14 protein-coding genes and 1 pseudogene are annotated in these 17591 nt (G+C 63.3%); 6 read left to right on the top strand and 9 right to left on the bottom strand.

Annotated features, from left to right (window positions below):
- The first annotated feature begins 384 nt into the window (after positions 1-384).
- Positions 385-1047: a response regulator transcription factor gene (locus ACE10X_RS37000; protein WP_038382281.1), complete on the top strand. Its 663-nt coding sequence runs from the start codon at positions 385-387 to the stop codon at positions 1045-1047.
- On the opposite strand, the gene ACE10X_RS36995 is transcribed toward ACE10X_RS37000, so the two are convergent.
- A complete protein-coding gene (locus ACE10X_RS36995) occupies positions 1042-3366 on the bottom strand; it encodes an MASE1 domain-containing protein (protein WP_375763621.1) in 2325 nt (774 codons plus the stop codon). The two genes, ACE10X_RS37000 and ACE10X_RS36995, sit on opposite strands and share 6 nt — an antisense overlap.
- Before the next feature lie 250 nt (positions 3367-3616).
- Here ACE10X_RS36995 and ACE10X_RS36990 point away from each other — a divergent pair.
- Positions 3617-3768: pseudogene (locus tag ACE10X_RS36990) on the top strand (IS5/IS1182 family transposase); the annotation flags it as partial.
- A gap of 127 nt (positions 3769-3895) precedes the next feature.
- Here ACE10X_RS36990 and ACE10X_RS36985 read toward each other — a convergent pair.
- The 7 genes from ACE10X_RS36985 to ACE10X_RS36955 all read right to left on the bottom strand — a co-directional run bounded on the left by ACE10X_RS36985 (position 3896) and on the right by ACE10X_RS36955 (position 10528).
- Positions 3896-5281, bottom strand: coding sequence for a sigma-54-dependent Fis family transcriptional regulator (locus ACE10X_RS36985; protein WP_038382273.1), 1386 nt, complete (start codon positions 5279-5281; stop codon positions 3896-3898).
- 54 nt (positions 5282-5335) lie between these two features.
- Positions 5336-5686 carry a flagellar motor switch protein FliN gene (gene fliN, locus ACE10X_RS36980; protein WP_016844340.1) on the bottom strand — a complete coding sequence of 117 codons (351 nt, stop codon included), beginning with the start codon at positions 5684-5686 and terminating at the stop codon, positions 5336-5338.
- A gap of 20 nt (positions 5687-5706) precedes the next feature.
- The gene (locus ACE10X_RS36975) at positions 5707-6330 is read right to left on the bottom strand and encodes a FliH/SctL family protein (protein WP_018273553.1); all 624 of its coding nucleotides are present in this window, start codon (positions 6328-6330) and stop codon (positions 5707-5709) included.
- Entirely contained in the window at positions 6330-7415 is a 1086-nt protein-coding gene (gene fliG / locus ACE10X_RS36970) for a flagellar motor switch protein FliG (RefSeq protein WP_375763620.1), read from the bottom strand. Before fliG ends, ACE10X_RS36975 begins: the two co-directional genes overlap by 1 nt.
- A gap of 1 nt (position 7416) precedes the next feature.
- A complete protein-coding gene (fliF, locus tag ACE10X_RS36965; protein WP_038382283.1) occupies positions 7417-9042 on the bottom strand; it encodes a flagellar basal-body MS-ring/collar protein FliF in 1626 nt (541 codons plus the stop codon).
- Positions 9043-9216: 174 nt separating this feature from the next.
- Positions 9217-9492: a DUF1153 domain-containing protein gene (locus tag ACE10X_RS36960; RefSeq protein ID WP_002714638.1), complete on the bottom strand. Its 276-nt coding sequence runs from the start codon at positions 9490-9492 to the stop codon at positions 9217-9219.
- A gap of 175 nt (positions 9493-9667) precedes the next feature.
- Positions 9668-10528 (bottom strand): LysR substrate-binding domain-containing protein, encoded by an 861-nt coding sequence (locus ACE10X_RS36955; protein WP_038382274.1) that lies wholly within the window; start codon positions 10526-10528, stop codon positions 9668-9670.
- A 78-nt stretch (positions 10529-10606) separates the two neighbouring features.
- Between ACE10X_RS36955 and mdcA the strand changes: the two genes are divergently transcribed.
- From mdcA to ACE10X_RS36940, 3 genes are read left to right on the top strand one after another with little or no spacing between them, the layout of a single operon-like run.
- Positions 10607-12262, top strand: coding sequence for a malonate decarboxylase subunit alpha (gene mdcA, locus ACE10X_RS36950; protein WP_375763619.1), 1656 nt, complete (start codon positions 10607-10609; stop codon positions 12260-12262).
- Positions 12263-12274: 12 nt separating this feature from the next.
- Positions 12275-13525 carry a malonyl-CoA decarboxylase gene (locus ACE10X_RS36945; RefSeq protein WP_375763618.1) on the top strand — a complete coding sequence of 417 codons (1251 nt, stop codon included), beginning with the start codon at positions 12275-12277 and terminating at the stop codon, positions 13523-13525.
- A gap of 35 nt (positions 13526-13560) precedes the next feature.
- Entirely contained in the window at positions 13561-14340 is a 780-nt protein-coding gene (locus ACE10X_RS36940; protein ID WP_375763617.1) for an alpha/beta fold hydrolase, read from the top strand.
- 114 nt (positions 14341-14454) lie between these two features.
- Here ACE10X_RS36940 and ACE10X_RS36935 read toward each other — a convergent pair whose 3' ends face one another.
- A complete protein-coding gene (locus ACE10X_RS36935; protein WP_375763616.1) occupies positions 14455-15675 on the bottom strand; it encodes an OpgC domain-containing protein in 1221 nt (406 codons plus the stop codon).
- Positions 15676-16491: 816 nt separating this feature from the next.
- Here ACE10X_RS36935 and ACE10X_RS36930 point away from each other — a divergent pair.
- Complete coding sequence (locus ACE10X_RS36930; RefSeq protein WP_375763615.1) at positions 16492-17469, top strand: AraC family transcriptional regulator; 978 nt, start codon at positions 16492-16494, stop codon at positions 17467-17469.
- Positions 17470-17591 lie beyond the last annotated feature (122 nt).

Here is a 17591-nt window from a genome sequence, read left to right as displayed (position 1 = left end):
GACGATCCTAGTTCAACGGCACAGCGTGTAAATCAGCCGGAGGTCCACAGTGAGAGGTCCTAGGTCCTATGATCAAGGTACCGTAAAGATCTCGGCATCGATCACCGTTGCGCACCGGCGTAGGAGACTCTCAGTCCCACAACTCTCGTGGTCCGCACTCGCTCTTTCGTTGCCCTACTGTGAGGTGATTACAATTACAGCGCACAACGGCATTCGGCTCCTACCTTGAGTGCCTGATGGCGAACCGCTGGCTGGGCTAAAGATTGAGGATGGACGGTTTCGGGAGCCAGTCTTTCGCCAGCTTCTTCCTCGCCAAAGACCCGAAGGCGGGTGTATGATTTTTTCAATTGGATCTCCGTGCAATGGGATGACGGAGAGCTTTTTATGAAGATTCTTATTGTCGACGATCATGCATTAATTCGCGAGGCGCTGCACGCTGTCGTGAAACAACTGAAGCGAGAGGCCGTCATATTTGAAGCTTCGAGCGGCCGTCAGGCCGTGCACATAGTCGAGGAACATCCCGACATCAACCTCATTTTGCTTGATATCAATTTGCCTGATCGAGATGGCTTCGCTGTCCTCCGCGAACTGCGTGACCGCTATGCGACCATTGCTATCATCATTCTCTCGTCCTCGGATGATCAAGATACAGTCAAGCGGGCTTTCAGACTTGGCGCTCTGGGTTTCATCCCGAAAACGACCGAACGTGAGGTCATGCTCAACGCCATCAAGTTAGTGTTCTCCGGCGGAATTTACATTCCCCCGGAGATTCTTGAGAAAACAACGTCTCCGCGGCTTACAAATAAGCTAGCGACGCGCGACTCTCCCAAGGGTCTCGGGTTGACCGATCGGCAGATTGAAGTGCTCGCGCTCCTGATGAAGGGAAAAACCAACAAGATCATTGCCAGGACCCTCAATATGGCAGTGCCGACAGTGAAGAACCACATCACGGTCGTTCTCAAGGCGCTCAACGTTACGAGCCGCACCGAGGCGGTAATAAAAGTAGGAAAAATGGGCTGGGAATTGTCGCCGAAATCTGACTCATAACGCCGCCCCGGTGTCTCTCCTATCGTCATGATCCCTAAAGAACTCGTGCATGACAGCGCGGAGCCGCATTGGGTCGACGGGCTTGTGCAGCAAAATGTACCCTCTATCCTTGGCGTCACGTAATGGTTCGGGTGCCGTATCGCCGCTGATGAGGATGGCTGGAATTGATGAGCCAAACACCGCATTAATTTGTTCAATTGCTCGGATGCCGGTCTTTCCGCCCGCAAGATGATAATCCGAGATTATAAGATCGGGGCGTTGTTGGCGCTCAGCAAGTCGGATAAGTGCACCTTCGTCGGATCCGGAGGTCAGGACGGAGTATCCCCATTTACCAAGCAATCCGCCCGTTTCCTCCAGCACAATTGGAGCATCGGCAATAACAAGGATTACCCTGCCTTCGACCGCAAAGGCTGCGGGGCGAGGTGAGTCGACGGGCTCGGTGGACGTGACGCATTCATCGGCAACCGGAACCAGGATTGCGAATCGCGAACCTCGGCCCACAGTCGAAGCTAAGTCGATTTGATGGTTGAGAAGTACGCGAAGCCTGTCGACAATAGCCAGGCCGAGCCCCAGGCCGCCGTACCGGTTCCGTTCTGGGCCAGGAAGCTGAAAAAACTCGCCAAAGATATTCTGTTTCTGATCCTCAGGAATGCCGGGACCGCTATCCCATACTTCAATACGCAATATTTCACTGCGGCGACGACATCCGACGAGGATCCCGCCCCGCAATGTATAGCGCACAGCGTTGGATACCAGATTGAGCAGTATGCGTTCGAGCAGCATCGCGTCGCTCCGCACCCAGGCGTCACTTCGCCTAACGCGTAGACGCAAGCCTTTTTCTCGCGTTGCTTGATCAAACCTGGTCTCAATTGTTTGCAATAGGCGCGCGATCGGGAATTCGGTAATTGTGGGTGTAAAGATTCCAGCATCGAGCCTGGAAATATCCAGGAGCGAATTGAACATTTCATCCATTTCTTTGCGCGTTGCATCGATCCGCTCGATCGTCTTTGCCCTTTCCCACGATTTGAGCGGCGTGCGCAGCTGTGCAACGAACAGGCCTAGTGCATGTAATGGCTGCCGCAAATCATGGCTTGCCATGGCAAGAAAGTGCGATTTTGCTGCATTGGCGAGCTCCAGCTCTTGCGTACGCTCTGCGACCTTCCGTTCGAGTTCGATCTGCGAGCGGCGCAGACTTTCCTCCGCTTTCTTACGCACCTCGACGTCGGCGCTCAGCAACAAGCTTGGAACGGTAATACTGATCAAGAACATCAACACCAGCAGGAATGAAACGTTGATATCCGCGGTCGTGAACGGGCCGCCGCCCGTGAGCGTCCCCCAAATCGTGATACCCGCAAGCACCAGCGCAACCGTTGCGGTGTCACGTGGACCGCGGCGCAGCGCCGCCCACAACATTGGCAGGATCGCAAGGAAACCCAGTGGATTTCGGCTCGGCGTTTGCTCGATCAGGGGGCTGAAAGCAATGAGTCCAACAGCCGCCGCTGTTGCGAGGACGCCGACCGTCTCCAAAAAATCATCGCGGTTGAAAGCATGGTAATGGCTTGACGCCCAAAGCACGATAACGGGGGCAATGACCAGCGCGCCGGTCACATCTCCCAGCCACCATGTGACCCAGGCGTTCGCGAAATTCGTCCGTTCGATGTACCCGGCGGTTGCCAAGCTGGTCAGTCCAATGCTGGCGCTGATCGGTGTTGCGATCACGAAGCAAATCAGAGCAAACTTCGCGACGGAGTTTGGCGTCGAAAAAGTATTACATCCGCTCGACCATCGATTGATCAGGTAAGCGCCAACAACCGCTTCAAGAGAGTTACCGGTCGCAATCGCAATTGCGGTGGCAATCGAGCCGGCGGTCGTCGCATTGGCCATCGCCGCGGCCATGAAAATTGCGGGGGAAGTCCGATATCCCCACAACAGCACCGCCGCCAGCGCGACACCCGTCGGTGGCCAAATTGGCGTTGCATTGGGATGAATAGAGGCGAGAGCAAGGCCGCCTTTTGCCAAGGCGAAATAGGTCACTCCAATTGCGATCAGGCCGCCGGCATGGCCAAAGATTCGGCGGAACTTTATCTCCGAGGTCAGTGATCGTGGATCGGACATCGTCGGCGCCTGGATCAGGCAGTTGGATCGTCCACCATGGCTGACCTTTTGATCTCCTTGATCAAGATCAAAGATCGCTACTTTTACTACCGACAGGCTGGAGCATCTAAAGTGCACCAACTTTTCGGAGCTAAGCGACCTGTCGCTGACTCTGATAGGAATCAACGCCGCCCCCATAACCCCGGCGGCCACCGCAATTGCCATGCATAATCGCAATTCGGGTTCGTTGAGGAAACTACCCATTTCGAGCTAGCAGAACGCGCAGCTGATAGTAAGCCTTTGCCCTGCGAAGTCCGAAATGGGTCCCATGAACAGCAAAACTCAAAGGGAGTATAATAGGTCCGCTTTAGGGTGGACAGCGACCGAGCTTCTCCTTGGCAGCCCAAGCTGGGTCTGACTGCCGAGCCGTGATTCAATCTCCTGATTGAGGAGGAATCGTGCGCTACGAACTGTCCGCAACCGGATAGAACGGTTCTTCAGTAGGATCAAGCAATGTCGTCGGGTGGCGACGCTCTACGACAAACTTGCCGCCAACTACTCGCCTTCGTCCAGCTTGCATCAATCAGGTTATGGCTGCGCGCTCATGATTCTACACCTAATGCGTGATCCGGAAAAGTGCGAAGCGGTTTTCCGAAAAGATCATGCGCAAATGAAAAGCTAAAGCGCGATGTCGCTTCAACCTGATCTCATCGCGCATTAGTCGCGGCAAGATTGACCCCGCCGCTTCGGTTTGTCAGCCGGCGTTCGCCATGCGCTGATAGTCGGGCGCGCCATTGCCGGCCGGGGTGATCGGGATGCCGCCGTCGGCATATTCGTTCAGCTTGTTGCGCAGCGTGCGGATCGAGATGCCGAGGATGTTGGCGGCATGGGTGCGGTTGCCGAGGCAGTGCTTCAGCGTCTCCAGGATCAGGTCACGCTCGACATCGGCGACGGTGCGGCCGACCAGCGCGCGGGTGACCTGCTCGGCGGCAAGCGTCGCGTGCGCGACCGCGGGCGCGGTCTTGGCGAGGTCGAGGCGGTCACCGTCGGGGGTCAGGATCGCCTCAGCGCCGATCTCGTCGCCCTGCGCCATCAGGACCGAGCGATGGATGGTATTCTCGAGCTCGCGGACGTTGCCCTGCCAGCGGTTCGCGGTCAGGATGCGGCGGGCATCAGTCGAGATCGGACGGACCGGCATGCCGTTGGCCTCGGCATATTTCCTAGCGAAATGCTGCGCCAGCTCGAGGATGTCGGCCGGGCGGTCGCGCAGCGGCGGAATCTTCAGGTTGACGACATTGAGGCGGAACAGCAGGTCCTCGCGGAAGGTGCCTTCGCGCACCGCCTCCGAGAGGTTGCGGTTCGAGGTCGCGATGATGCGGATGTCGACCGGGACCGGCCTGGTGCCGCCGACGCGATCGATCACGCGCTCCTGGATCGCGCGCAGCAGCTTGGACTGCAGCCGCACGTCCATCTCGGAGATTTCGTCGAGCAGCAGCGTGCCGCCGGTCGCTTCCTCGAACTTGCCGATGCGGCGCGCCACCGCGCCGGTGAAGGCGCCCTTCTCATGGCCGAACAGCTCGGATTCCAGGAGGTGCTCGGGGATCGCCGCGCAGTTGATCGAGATGAACGGCCGCTTGGCGCGGGCCGAGCGGGAATGGACGTAACGCGCCAGCACTTCCTTGCCGGTGCCGGACTCGCCGGTGATCATGACTGAGGCGTCCGAGCCCGCGATCTGCTGCGCCAGCTTGATCACCCGGCCCATCGCCTCGTCGCGGTAGATCAAATCGCGCGCGTCGTTGGCGACCGCGGCCAGCACCGCTGCGATCAGCTCGGGATCCGGCGGCAGCGGGATGTATTCCTTGGCGCCGGCATGGATCGCGGCGACCGCGGCGCGGGCGTCGTTGGAGATGCCGCAGGCGACGATCGGCACGTGGATGTGCTCGGCGTCGAGCCGCATCACGAGGTCGCGGATGTCGAGACCGACATCGACCAGCAGGAGGTCGGCGCCCTTGCCGCCGCGCAGCACGTTCATCGCCTGTTCGGCGGCCTCGGCATGGGTCACGGAGGCGCCGTTGTCCATCGCGATCTTGGTCGCGGTCGTGAGCTGGCCCTTCAGGGTGCCAACGATGAGAAGCCGCATGATGATCTCCTGTTCGTCTGGTCGCGCAGGTCCCGCGCGCTACCGCCTGAGTTATTAAGAGCGTTCCGCCTTGATGATTTCGGTCATGGTCACGCCGAGCTTGTCTTCCACCAGCACCACTTCGCCACGCGCCACCAGGCGGTTGTTGACGTAGATGTCGATTGCCTCGCCGACGCGGCGGTCGAGTTCGAGCACGGTGCCCGGTCCGAGTTTCAAGAGGTCGCCGACGTCCATCTTGGAGCGGCCGAGCACCGCCGAGACCTGCACCGGCACGTCGAACACGGCCTCGAGATCGGCCGCGATGCGCGCGGCATGCTCATCCTCGTTGTAGCCGATGTCGTCGATCCCGGGCGCCTCGGCGGAGTTGAGATCGGGAAGCGGGACTTGGGTGTCGGTGTCGCTCATGGTTCAGCCCTCAATCGCCTTCAGCCGGCCTGGCCGCGGGACGCCAGATAGCGCCCGACGAGTTCGTTGATCTTGCCTTCGATCGCGGCACGTTCCAGCACGACGCCGCCATCGGCCCATTCGATCCGGCAGTCGCCGGTCGCAATCGTCGGCTCGGCCAGGATCACCAGCCGGCCCTGAAAGCCGGAATGCGCCGCCATCCGCTCGATATTGTCATGCGCCGCCTCGTAGAGCGCGTCATTGATGCGCACCACGAGATGCGGCGTCGCCACCAGATGCGAGAAGCAGTCGGAGACCAGCGCGGTGATCTCGCCGAGCGGCTCGCGCGCGATCAGCTCGGAACAAAGCTTGCGGGCGACCGCCACCGCGACGTCCACCGCCTCGGTCTCCATCCGCGTCTCGATGCCGGCGAAGCGCGCCGCGATGCCCTTGATCGCGGTGCCGATCTCCTCCAGCGCCTGCGCGGCGCGGCGGTCACTCTCGACCTTGGCCTCGCGCAGCGCGGCCTCGTAGCCGGCGCGATAGGCCCGTGCCTCGGCGTCGGCAACCTTTTGCGCGACCTCGGCCGGCGTCGGCGCGCGTTCGCGCGCCCGGTCCGGCGCCGAGAAATCCGTGTCGAACAGGAATTTTGCGGGCGCGGCCATCAATACACCAGCTCGTCGTCGGCGCGGTTCTTGGTCAGCGTGATCTCGCCGCGCGCGGCGAGGTCCTTGGCGAGGTTGACCAAGAGCGCTTGCGCCTCGTCGACGTCGCGCAGCCGCACCGGGCCCATCGCGGCCATGTCGTCCATCAGCATCTTGCCGGCGCGCGAGGACATGTTGCCGAGGAAGAAGCTGCGCACCTCCTCGTTGGCGCTCTTCAGCGCGACGCCGAGCTTGTCCTTGTCGATGTTGCGCATCAGCGTCTGGGCCGAGGCGGTGTCGAGCTTGATCAAATCGTCGAAGGTGAACATCAGCGCCTTGATGCGCTCGGCGGATTCGCGGTTTTCCTCTTCCAGCGAGGTGATGAAGCGGGTCTCGGTCTGGCGGTCGAAATTGTTGAAGATCTCGGCCATCACCTCATGGGCGTCGCGGCGGCGGGTCTGCGACAGGTTCGACATGAACTCGGTGCGCAGCGTCTGCTCGACACGCTCGATGACTTCCTTCTGCACCGCCTCCATCCGCAGCATGCGGCCGACCACGTCGAGCGCGATGTCCTCGGGCAGGATCGCGAGCACGCGCGCGGCGTGCTCCGGCTTCAGCTTCGACAGCACCACGGCGATGGTCTGCGGGTATTCGTTCTTGAGGTAGTTGGCGAGCACCTCTTCCTGCACGTTGGAGAGCTTCTCCCACATGTTGCGGCCGGCCGGGCCGCGGATCTCGTCCATGATGCCGGAGACGCGCTCGGCCGGCAGGTATTGCTGCAACAGCCGTTCGGTGGCGTCGAAATTGCCCATCAGCGCGCCGGAGGCCGACATCCGCGAGACGAATTCCAGCATCAGGTCCTCGACCACGTCGGCCTCGACAGTGCCGAGGGTCGACATGTGGACCGACAGCTCGCGGACCTCCTCGTCGTCGAGCATCGACCAGATCTTGCCGCCATACTGCTCGCCGAGCGCGAGCATCAGGATTGCCGCCCGCTTCGGGCCGGGCAGCGGCTTGCCCTTGGGCCCGGCGCTTTGCCGGTTCGCCAGCGTCGAGAGGACGGTGGCGATGTCGTTGGCGTTGGTGGTCTGGGGTACGGCGGCCATGTCAGTTCTCTACCGGCTCGCTCAGCCATTGACGGACGATGGAGACGGTTTCGTTCGGATTGCGTTCGGCGAGCTCGCCGACCCGGTGCACGGCCTGGGCGTGGACCTGGCCCTGGATCTGGGCGACGTCGATCAATTGCGCCGCGCCGCTGCCGCTCGGGATCAGCGCCTGACCGGGCGTGCCGGTGCTCTCGGGCGCTTCGGCCAGCGCGGGCATGCCCGCGCCGGTCAGCGCCGGAATGACGTCGGCCGCCACGATGCGCTTGACCAGCGGACGGACCACCATGAACAGCACGACGAGGCCAAGCATCATCATGACGCCGAGCTCGATGACGTACATCACGTCATCCTTGGTGAATTGCAGCATGCCGAGCAGGCCGGTCGGCTCGGCGATCGGCTGCGCGGCGGGCGGCTCGGCGAAGCGCAGGTTGACGACCTCGACCTGGTCGCCGCGCTTCTGGTCGAAGCCGATCGCGGAGCGGACCAGGGCAGCGATGCGGTCGAGCTGCTCCTTGGTGCGGTCCTGATAGACCAGCTCGCCTTTTTCGTTCTTGGAGTAGCTGCCGTCGACCAGCACCGCGACCGAGATACGGTTGACGCGGCCGGCCTCGGTCACTTCGGTCTTGGTGGTGCGGGAAATCTCGTAATTGTTGGTCTCTTCGCTCTTCTTGCTCTGGTCGCGGGCGCGGGCGGCGTTGTCTTGATTCTGGCTGCCCGGCAGCTCGTTGGCGACGGTGACCTGGCCGGAATTGTCGGCGGTGAGGCTCGATTCCTCGCGGGTCTGGGTCGAGCGCAGCACGCGACCCTCGGGGTCGAACTTGTCCGAGGTCTGGGTGATCTTGTTGTAGTCGAAGTCGGCGGAGAGCTGGACGCGGGCGCGGCCGGCGCCGACCACCGAGGAGACGATGTCCTCGACCTGCTTGCGCATCCGCTTCTCGAAGGCGGCGCGGCGCTCGTCGCCGACCGCGGCGTCGGCATCGGACTGGGCGCCGTCGGCCAGCAGCTGGCCGGCCTCGTCGACGATCGAGACCCGCTGCGGCTTCAGCCCGTTGACCGCGGAGGCGACGACGTGGCGGATCGCCCGGATCTGCTGCGGCTCCAGCGCGCCGCGCACCCTGAGCACGATCGAGGCTGATGGTTCGGGCGTCTCGCGCGAGAACAGCGGCTTCTCCGGCAGCACGAGGTGGACGCGCGCGGCCTGGACGCGGTCGATGGCGCGGATGGTGCGGGCGAGTTCGCCCTCCAGCGCCCGCAGATGATTGATGTTCTGGACGAAGCTCGTGGTGCCCAGGGCATCCGACTTGTCGAAAATCTCGTAGCCGACGCCGCCGCCCTTGGGCATGCCGCCCTCGGCGAGCTTCATCCTGAGCCGCGTCACCTTGTCCTTCGGCACCATGATCGCAGCGCCGTCATTGCGCAGCTCGAACGGGATCGCCTGGCGCTCCAGCTCCTTGATGATTCCAGAGGAATCCTCGGTCGACAGGTCGGTGAAGAGGGTGGTCATCTGTGGCGTCGTGACGCGCATGATGACGAAAGCGAAGAAGCCGATCAGGGCCGCGGTGACCGCAACCATGGCCGCGAGGCGGGCCGCACCAAGACCTCTCAGGAAAGCAACCAGACTTTGCACCAACGGCCCCCAGGGATTCGGCCCGCGCGGGTCCGACTGGGCAAATATTGCCTAGGGTATGGTTTCCATATGGTTAACGAAGGTTAAGGACCGCGGCAAAATCGCGGACATGAAAAAAACCGGCTTCGCAAGGCGAGGCCGGTTTTCGTCAAATGCCACAGTATCGGCGCCGAATTACTGCCGATATTGCTGGATGCGGGTGGTGCGCAGCCCGGCCAGACCGTGCTGGTCGATCGAGAACTGCCAGGAAAGGAATTCATCGACGGTCAATGTGTAGCGGCTGCAGGCCTCCTCGAGGGAGAGCAGGCCGCCGCGGACCGCAGCGACGACTTCGGCCTTGCGGCGGATGACCCACCGTTTGGTACCGGGGGCCGGCAAATCCGCAATCGTTAACGGGCTGCCGTCAGGCCCGATGACGTATTTCACCCTCGGGCGATGGGGTTCTGTCATGGCGTACTCACAAACTCTCAACCACTGAACTCGCAAGGGGTAAGCTACGCCTCCCGGTTTAAAATTTGCCTAAGCCCAAGCGTTCAATACGAATCTCGTTGGAACGGCCGGGAACAGGGGGGTCTGCCCGCCGGCAGGCAGACCGGCGCGCGGCGCAATTTGGGGTTCGGCGCGCTCAGATCGTGGGGCGCAGGGGACCGCGCGCCAGCGTCAGCAAGGCATCGGCGAGTGCTTCCGCGGCCTTGTCCGGCCGTCTTTTCTCGTAGATGGCGAATTCCAGATCGGGAAGCGGCGGCAGACCGTCGCCCATTCCGAGAATGCGCAGGCCGGTGGTGACGGCGCTGAGCGGCAGCGGGGTGACGGCAAGGCCCGCGACGGCGGCGGCGCGGACGCCGGTCAGGCTCGGGCTGGTATAGACGATCTCCCAGCCGAGCTCGCCGTCACGCAGCGCGGAGAGCGCGGCGTCGCGCGACACCGATCGTTCGCGGTACAGCGCCAGCGGCAGCGGTACGCCGGGAACGAGATCGAACGTTTCCGCCGCGGCCCACACCAGCGGCTCGCGCCATACCAGGCGGCCTTTCGATGTTCCAAGCGGCCGCTTGGCGAACACCAGATCGAGCCGGCCCGCATTGAGCTGCTCGATCAATTCGGCGCTGACGCCGATCTGCACCTCGAGCTTGACGCCGCGATGCAGCGCGGCGAAGCGGCCCAGCGCCGACGGCAATGAGCCCCCGGCGACTTCCTCGACCACGCCGAGACGAACCGAGCCGGACAGCCGCGGCGCCACCAGCCGCTGCCGCGCCGCCTCCTCGAGCTGCAGCAAACGCCGCGCATCGCCGAGCAGCATCTCGCCTTCGTCGGTCAATGCGACACTGCGCGTCGTGCGCCGGAACAGCGGCCGCCGGGTCTCGAGCTCGAGCCGCTTGATCTGCTGGCTGATGGTCGACTGGGTCAGATGCAATTGCTCGGCGGCGCGGTGGAAGCCGCCGCAATCGGCGACCGCGACGAAGGCCCGCAAAAGTTCGAGGTCGAGCATCGATTAATCCGTATTCATAATCAATGATATTATAGAATATCGTTTCTGTTATCAATGCCGGCCGCCTACCTTCGCTTCATGATCAAGCAAGGAGAGGCCATCATGTCGGAGACGACACAACGAACCGATCGCACGGCGCGCCTGGCGCGTGCGCGAGCTGTCTGCGGCACGAGTGGAAAGGTCTGCCCGCCCGACCGCGCGATCGAGCTGCTGGAGGCGGTCATCGCATCCGGCGACCGGGTGGCGCTCGAGGGCGACAACCAGAAGCAGGCGGACTTCCTGGCCGCGTGCCTCGCCGGGGTGAATCCGGCGCGGGTGCATGATCTGCACATGGTGCAGTCGGTGCTCGCGCTTCCCGATCATCTCGCGGTGTTCGAACGCGGCATCGCCAACCGCCTGGACTTCGCCTTTGCCGGCCCGCAGAGCCGCCGCCTCGCCGAGCTCGTCGCCGCCAAGGCGCTGCGGATCGGCGCGATCCATACCTATCTCGAGCTTTACGCGCGGATGCTGGTGGATCTGACGCCGCAGGTTGCGCTCATCGTGGCCGACAAGGCCGATCGCGACGGCAATCTGTACACCGGTCCGAACACCGAGGACACGCCGACCGTCGCCGAGGCCGCGGCGTTCCGCGGTGGCGTCGTCGTGGCGCAGGTCAACGAGATCGTCGATCGCCTGCCGCGCGTCGACATCCCCGGCCACTGGGTCGATGTCGTGGTGCCCGGTCCGAAGCCCTATGCGATCGATCCGCTGTTCACGCGCGATCCTGCCAAGGTCAGGGACGAGAACGTCCTGATGGCGATGATGGCGATCGCAGCGGTGTACGAACCTTATCAGGTGACACGGCTCAATCACGGCATCGGCTATGCCACCGCGGCGATCGAGCTGATCCTGCCGACCTTTGCCGCCAGGCGCGGGCTGAAGGGCAAGGTCGCGCGGAATTTCGTGCTCAACCCGCATCCGACGCTGATCCCTGCCATCGAAGCCGGCTTCGTTGACAACGTCTATTGCTTCGGCTCGGAGCTCGGCATGGAACGCTATGTCGCCAGCCGTCCCGATGTGTTTCCGGTCGGCGCCGACGGCAATCTGCGCTCCAACCGCGCGCTGGCGCAGGTCGCCGGACAATATGCCTGCGATCTGTTCGTCGGCGGCACCTTGCAGATCGATCCCGAGGGCAACAGCTCGACCGCCACCAAGGACCGCATCACCGGCTTCGGCGGCGCGCCGAACATGGGCGCCGATCCGCGCGGCCGGCGCCACGACAGCGTTGCCTGGCTGCGCGCCGGCGAGGAAGCAGGCGAGCGCCTGCGCGGCCGCAAGCTGGTGGTGCAGATGGTCCAGACCCGGCAGCCGAACGGCGCGCCGAGCTTCGTCGAGCGCCTCGACGCGTTCGACCTCGCGGCCTCGGCCGGCTTCGCGCTGCCGCCCGTCATGATCCATGGCGACGACGTCACCCACGTGATCACCGAGCGCGGCGTCTGCAACCTGTTGCGTTGCCGCTCGCCGCAGGAGCGCGAGGCCGCCTTGCGCGCGGTCGCCGGCGACACCGAGTTCGGCCGGCGGCAGGACGCCGGGACGACCGACGGCCTGCGCCGCCGCGGCATCGTGATGCTGCCGTCCGATCTCGGCCTCGACGTCGCGCCGGCGACGCGCGACTGGCTCGCCGCGAAATCGATCGACGACCTCGTCGCCGCATCGGGCGGCCTCTACGCGCCCCCCGCCAAATTCCGCCGCTAGGAGGAGGCTCCCATGACCCACGCCGAGCACATCCCAGGCAGCCCGCCGGCCTCGCTCGATCAAGCGAGGCAGCTCGCCGCGGCGCTGCTGTCCGAGCGCGGCGAAGCGTCGGGCGCCCTGATCGCGCGCCAATTGCAGCAGACCATGCGCGCGCTCGATGCCGACGGCCGGCACGGCTTTCAACGCTATCTGGCGAGCGCGTTTCAGCCCGACGCGGCGGCGCTGCAGGATGCGGCGAAGCGTTATCTTGCCGATGGCACCGCGGCGGCCGCGGCCGCTTTGGCCGACGCCGCCGATCCGCCGCGGCAGGAGGTGTTGCGGCGGATGAACATGGCGCCCGGCGGCACGGCGAGCCTGATCGCGATGCGCAGCGAGATCGCCGGCCGTCTCGGCTCCGAACCGGAGCTGAAGCTGCTCGATGCCGACCTCAAGCATCTGTTCGTCTCATGGTTCAACCGCGGCTTCCTCGAGCTTCGCCGCATCGACTGGCAGTCGCCGGCCGCCGTGCTCGAGAAGCTGATCGCCTATGAGGCGGTGCACGAGATCAAGGGCTGGGACGATCTGCGCCGCCGCCTTGCGCCCGACCGCCGCTGCTTTGCCTTCTTCCATCCCGCGCTGCCCGGCGAGCCGCTGATCTTCGTCGAGGTCGCGCTGGTGCAGGGATTGGCCACCGCCGTGCCGCCGCTGCTGGTGCAGGACGCGGATCAAGACAGCGCAGGCCTCAGGGCCGCGCATGCCGACACCGCGATCTTCTATTCGATCTCCAACTGTCAGGACGGATTGCGCGGCGTGTCGTTCGGCAATTTCCTGATCAAGCAGGTGGTCGAGGAGCTGCAAACGGAATTCCCGCAGCTGAAGCGCTTCTCCACGCTGTCGCCGATACCGGGCTTCCGGCGCTGGCTCGGCCAGCAGCCGCAATCCGGCGGCAATGAGGTCGCGATGCTGGACCGCGAAGGCTGGTGGCACGACGCCGCGACCTGCGAGACCTGGCGTCCGGTCCTGATGAGGCTGTGCGCGCAATATCTCACGCGCTCGCCGGCGTCCGGGAATCGCATCGATCCGGTGGCGCGCTTCCATCTCGGCAACGGTGCCCGGCTGGAGCGGATCAACTGGCTCGGCAACACGGCCGATCGCGCGATGGCGGAATCCTTCGGCATCATGGTCAACTATCTTTACGATCACGACAGCATCGAGCGTAACCACGAGGCCTTTGCGCGCGTAGGAGAGATTGTCCGTTCACCGCAGGTGGACGCGCTTCTCTGACTTTCAACTCACCATTCAAACAACGGAGCAGTAACATGATGATGAACAGACGCGCCTTCTCGACCGCCTTGCTCGCCGGAGCTGCGGCTTCACTGGTGTCCACGCGCGGCATGGCCGCCACCACGCCGCCGGTCAAGGCGCGCAACGTCGTGCTGGTGCACGGCCTGTTCGCCGACGGCTCCTGCTGGTCCGAGGTCATTCCGCGCCTGCAGGCCGCCGGGCTCAACGTCACGTCGGTGCAAAATCCGCTGACCACGCTGCCCGAAGCGGTTGCCTCCGCGCAGCGGGTGCTCGATCGCCAGGATGGTCCGACCGTGCTGGTCGGCCATTCCTTCTCCGGCATGATCGTCACCGAGGCCGGCGTGCATCCGAATGTCTCGGCGCTGGTCTATGTCGCGGCGCGCGCACCCGATGCGGACGAGGATTACACCGCGCTGGCAAAGACCTATCCGACGCCGCCGGCGAGCGCCGGCATCGTGTTCGACGGCGATGAGGGCCGGCTGAGCGAACAAGCGTTCCTGCGCGATTTCGCCGGCGACCTGCCGGAGGTCAAGGCGAAGGTGCTCTATGCCGTGCAGCAGCCGTTCCACAAGCAACTGCTGGCCGGCAAGACCAGCCATGCGGCCTGGCGCAGCAAGCCGAGCTACTACGCCGTCTCCACCGAAGATCGCACCATCAATCCGGATCTCGAGCGCTTCATGGCCAAGCGGATGGGCGCCACCACGATCGAGGTAAAGGCCAGCCATCTCGCGCTGATCTCGCAGCCGGACGCGATTGCGCGGCTGATCCTCGACGCCGCGCGGCAGTCGAGCTGAGTGTCGGCGTTGACCGTGCGTTGGAGAGCAATCTGCCTCTCCCGCGCGATGATGAATGGCCCGGGGGACTGCGGTACGCTCCCGGGCCGCTGGCGCCAGGCCAGTCGACGCGGCCTAGAGGATATTCGCGCCACGACCGTCGAGAATGCCCCGATCGCCCACGCGCGGGATCAATTCCTGCATGACGGCATCGACGTTGGGCTGCCGCGCGTGCTTGGTGCTGAGCGTGTTCAGTAGCGTCGCGACCGCGACCATCACAAGGACACCGGCAAGACTGAGTCCGATCTGCATCGAGAGCCGGTTCGAGATGTCGAACAGGTCACATTGGCTGGCGAGCGCCAGCAGGACGCCGAGACAATAGATCGGCAGCGAGTTCTCGCCACAACGCCTCGCGCTGCGCAGCATCGGCGTCGACAGCCCTCGCCAGCCCGCGGGGACGAGCCATGACGCCAGGATTGCAAGCGCCAGAAAATGCAGCAGCCGCAACGGGCTCAGATTTGACTTGTCCATTGGAAACAGCAGATCGGCCAGAGCCTGCGGCAGCAGCGGCGGCTTGATGCCGTGGCCGAGCGCAACGACCAGGCCGAACACAAGATAGAGCGCGGACAGAACGAGCGCGGGGCGCGACGTCACCCATCCCTGGATGGTCCTTCCCTCGATGACGTACCATGCGCCCAGCACGACCGGAAGCTGCCAGGCCAGCGGGTTGAAGAACCAGACGCCGTCGGGCCAGGCGGGAATGCTCCAGCCGAAGACATGCACCAGCGCATAGAGCAACAGCGAAAGGCCAAGCGCCAGGTTCGGCGCCCGCAGCAGCAGCCACAGCAGCGGTGCGAACAACACGTGACAGATCACAAAGACCGGCAGGACGTCGGTATTGACAGGGTGGAATTGCAGGACCGCGGCGTGCGCAAGTGCTGCGCCCGGACGTTCGAACAGAACCCGCGTATTGCTGTCGTCGGTGAGGCGATCGCTGCCCGCGAGGTAGACGAGGATCGCGCAGGCGAGCGTCAGCAGCAGAAAGGCGGCATAGATATCCCATCCCCGCCGCAGCGAACGGCCGATCATGCCGCGCCAGCCGTCGCGCTGACGCGCCCTGCCGTAGGCCAGTGCGCAGGTGACGCCCGAGATGAACATGAATATTTCGGCGGCATCGCAGAAGCCGTAGTTGCGCAGGGTCAGCCAGCTTCCGACGTTGTCTGGAATGTGATCGAGAAAGATCCACCATAACGCGATCCCGCGACAGACATCGATGCGCGGGTCGCGGCCGGTCGATCTGAACTCCGGCGGGGTTTCGCCGAGCAATCGTTTCGAGCTGTGGGTTCGATCTAGCATCTGTCGATCTGTCCGGCGTGCGCGCGCGGCCTCATCGGACATAGGCCCGTGAGAGGCTCGGATGCTCCGAGGCGTGCGCGTGCCGGACTAGCCTCCGGCCAACCTGTATGATGGTGCGCTCCAGCTACCCGAGGGTTGGCGGCGCTTCCGCCGGCCAACCGCAATCACGGGGGCCGGGAGGATCGCTTTCCTCCGACGGAGCCTGCACGATTTCGCCGATGGCCGGCAACAAATGCTGCTTTCGCATTTCGGCGAGGCGGGCACGACAGTACTCATGATAAAGCATGTCAAATATGGTGGACATGATCGAACGCCTTCTTGATCACTTAGGTTAACTTTCCCACGTGACAGATTTCGACCATTTCAACCGGCGGCGATAACCAACAGTGCCGCAGGCAGTCCGACGCAACCAAAATCGATATCAGTCGTTCTACAGAATAGCCTGCGCGTGGCGCCTTAGCCAGGAAACCGCGTACAGGGCATGATACTGATTTGCGCTTGCACGCTGCCAGGAATGTCTGAAACGAATCCGATGGCAGCAATCATAAATAGAGCTATCGCGACCGCGTCTTCTTAAAGGGGAAATTTCGCCGCGATTTTCACGAGCATTATATACGTAATATTCTGATCACCAAGTGAACCAGTTCACATCAGCATCAATCACAGGAGAACGAGACTAGCATACCGATAGCGTGGCTTCTTGGACTGATGCGCACCGGTCACGCGAAGGCCGGTGCGTGAATCGCAAAATGCAGATACTGACTGTGGTGTGCCGCAGCATTTTATTCTGGTGTTTTGTGAAGGCTGGAGGTCCCCATGCCCACGGACGCAGCCGATTTCGCATCGTATCGATTTTCGACGCGCGACCTTCCGGAGCGCATTCGTATTCCTCTGTGGCGCGAGCACTTTGGCCGCTGCATCGTGCACGCCGATATCGAGCCTCTATCGGACAGTTTATTCCAGGCCGATGCGTCGCTGCGAGCGGTTCCGGGTTTGCGCATGCTGCAGCTGAACGGCACGTCGATGCATTTCAAGCGTATGCGAGCGAACCTCGCCGATGGCGATGACTCCATCGGAGTCATCTTCTGCTCTCCGGGCAGAAGCCAGCTATCGCAGCGCGGCCAGGAAGCCGACCTTCGTGCCGGCGATGCGATCGCAATTTTGCATTCCGAGCCCGCCAGCGTCACCTATATCGACGGGTCACAGTTCGGCCTGGCCGTGCCGCGCGAGGCGCTTGCACAGCGCGTGGCGGACGTCGAAGGCCTGGTCATGCGGCCGATTTGGCACCGGACAGAGGCATTTCGACTGTTCAGCTTGTATCTGAAGTCGGTACTTAGGACGAAAGCGCTGAGCGAGCCGAAGCTTCGCGATACGGTCGTGGCCCACATCCACGATCTCGTCGCGCTCGCGATCGGCGAGTGTCCTGCATTGGGCGAGAGCAGCGCGAGCGCCGTCGTCGCTGCGCGGCACGGTGCAGTGCTCGACTACATCGCCACACACTTTCAGAAGCCCGGCCTCAGCGTTCAGGCGGTTGCGCGTTACCAGGGCATCTCATCCCGCTATCTGCAGCGCCTGATGGCGTCATCAGGACCCTCATTCACGGAGCGCTTGAATGAATTGCGACTCCAGCGGGCGTTCAAATTGCTCACCGAGTCCGATGCCGGCCGTCGGCGAATTTCCGATATCGCGCTCGAGGTCGGTTTCTCGGATGTTTCGTATTTCAATCGTCTGTTCCGAACCCGTTTCGGCGATTCGCCGCGCGCTGTCCGGCTCGCGCGAAGGGGCTCTCGCTGAGCCGCGCTGCCCTGATCGGCATAGGCGCGAGACGCTGCCTTGGGAGTGACCGCTCCGGAGCGGAGGGCGAGGTGGGTTGGAGCCGGCTGCAAGTCTGGTTAGGTCAAAACCTTTGGTCAGGC

Origin of the sequence: Bradyrhizobium sp. Pha-3 (assembly GCF_042258325.1) — a bacterium.
Lineage (GTDB): Bacteria > Pseudomonadota > Alphaproteobacteria > Rhizobiales > Xanthobacteraceae > Bradyrhizobium > Bradyrhizobium elkanii.
This window is presented reverse-complemented; position numbering and strand designations above follow the sequence as displayed.

Bases quoted from the DNA above. Each gene is read 5' to 3' on its own strand.
- ACE10X_RS37000 (WP_038382281.1), top strand. From the start codon at position 385: ATGAAGATTCTTATTGTCGACGATCATGCATTAATTCGCGAGGCGCTG.
- ACE10X_RS36995 (WP_375763621.1), bottom strand. From the start codon at position 3,366: ATGGCAATTGCGGTGGCCGCCGGGGTTATGGGGGCGGCGTTGATTCCT.
- ACE10X_RS36985 (WP_038382273.1), bottom strand. From the start codon at position 5,281: ATGCGGCTTCTCATCGTTGGCACCCTGAAGGGCCAGCTCACGACCGCG.
- fliN (WP_016844340.1), bottom strand. From the start codon at position 5,686: ATGAGCGACACCGACACCCAAGTCCCGCTTCCCGATCTCAACTCCGCC.
- ACE10X_RS36975 (WP_018273553.1), bottom strand. From the start codon at position 6,330: ATGGCCGCGCCCGCAAAATTCCTGTTCGACACGGATTTCTCGGCGCCG.
- fliG (WP_375763620.1), bottom strand. From the start codon at position 7,415: ATGGCCGCCGTACCCCAGACCACCAACGCCAACGACATCGCCACCGTC.
- ACE10X_RS36960 (WP_002714638.1), bottom strand. From the start codon at position 9,492: ATGACAGAACCCCATCGCCCGAGGGTGAAATACGTCATCGGGCCTGAC.
- ACE10X_RS36955 (WP_038382274.1), bottom strand. From the start codon at position 10,528: ATGCTCGACCTCGAACTTTTGCGGGCCTTCGTCGCGGTCGCCGATTGC.
- mdcA (WP_375763619.1), top strand. From the start codon at position 10,607: ATGATCAAGCAAGGAGAGGCCATCATGTCGGAGACGACACAACGAACC.
- ACE10X_RS36945 (WP_375763618.1), top strand. From the start codon at position 12,275: ATGACCCACGCCGAGCACATCCCAGGCAGCCCGCCGGCCTCGCTCGAT.
- ACE10X_RS36940 (WP_375763617.1), top strand. From the start codon at position 13,561: ATGATGATGAACAGACGCGCCTTCTCGACCGCCTTGCTCGCCGGAGCT.
- ACE10X_RS36935 (WP_375763616.1), bottom strand. From the start codon at position 15,675: ATGCTAGATCGAACCCACAGCTCGAAACGATTGCTCGGCGAAACCCCG.
- ACE10X_RS36930 (WP_375763615.1), top strand. From the start codon at position 16,492: ATGCCCACGGACGCAGCCGATTTCGCATCGTATCGATTTTCGACGCGC.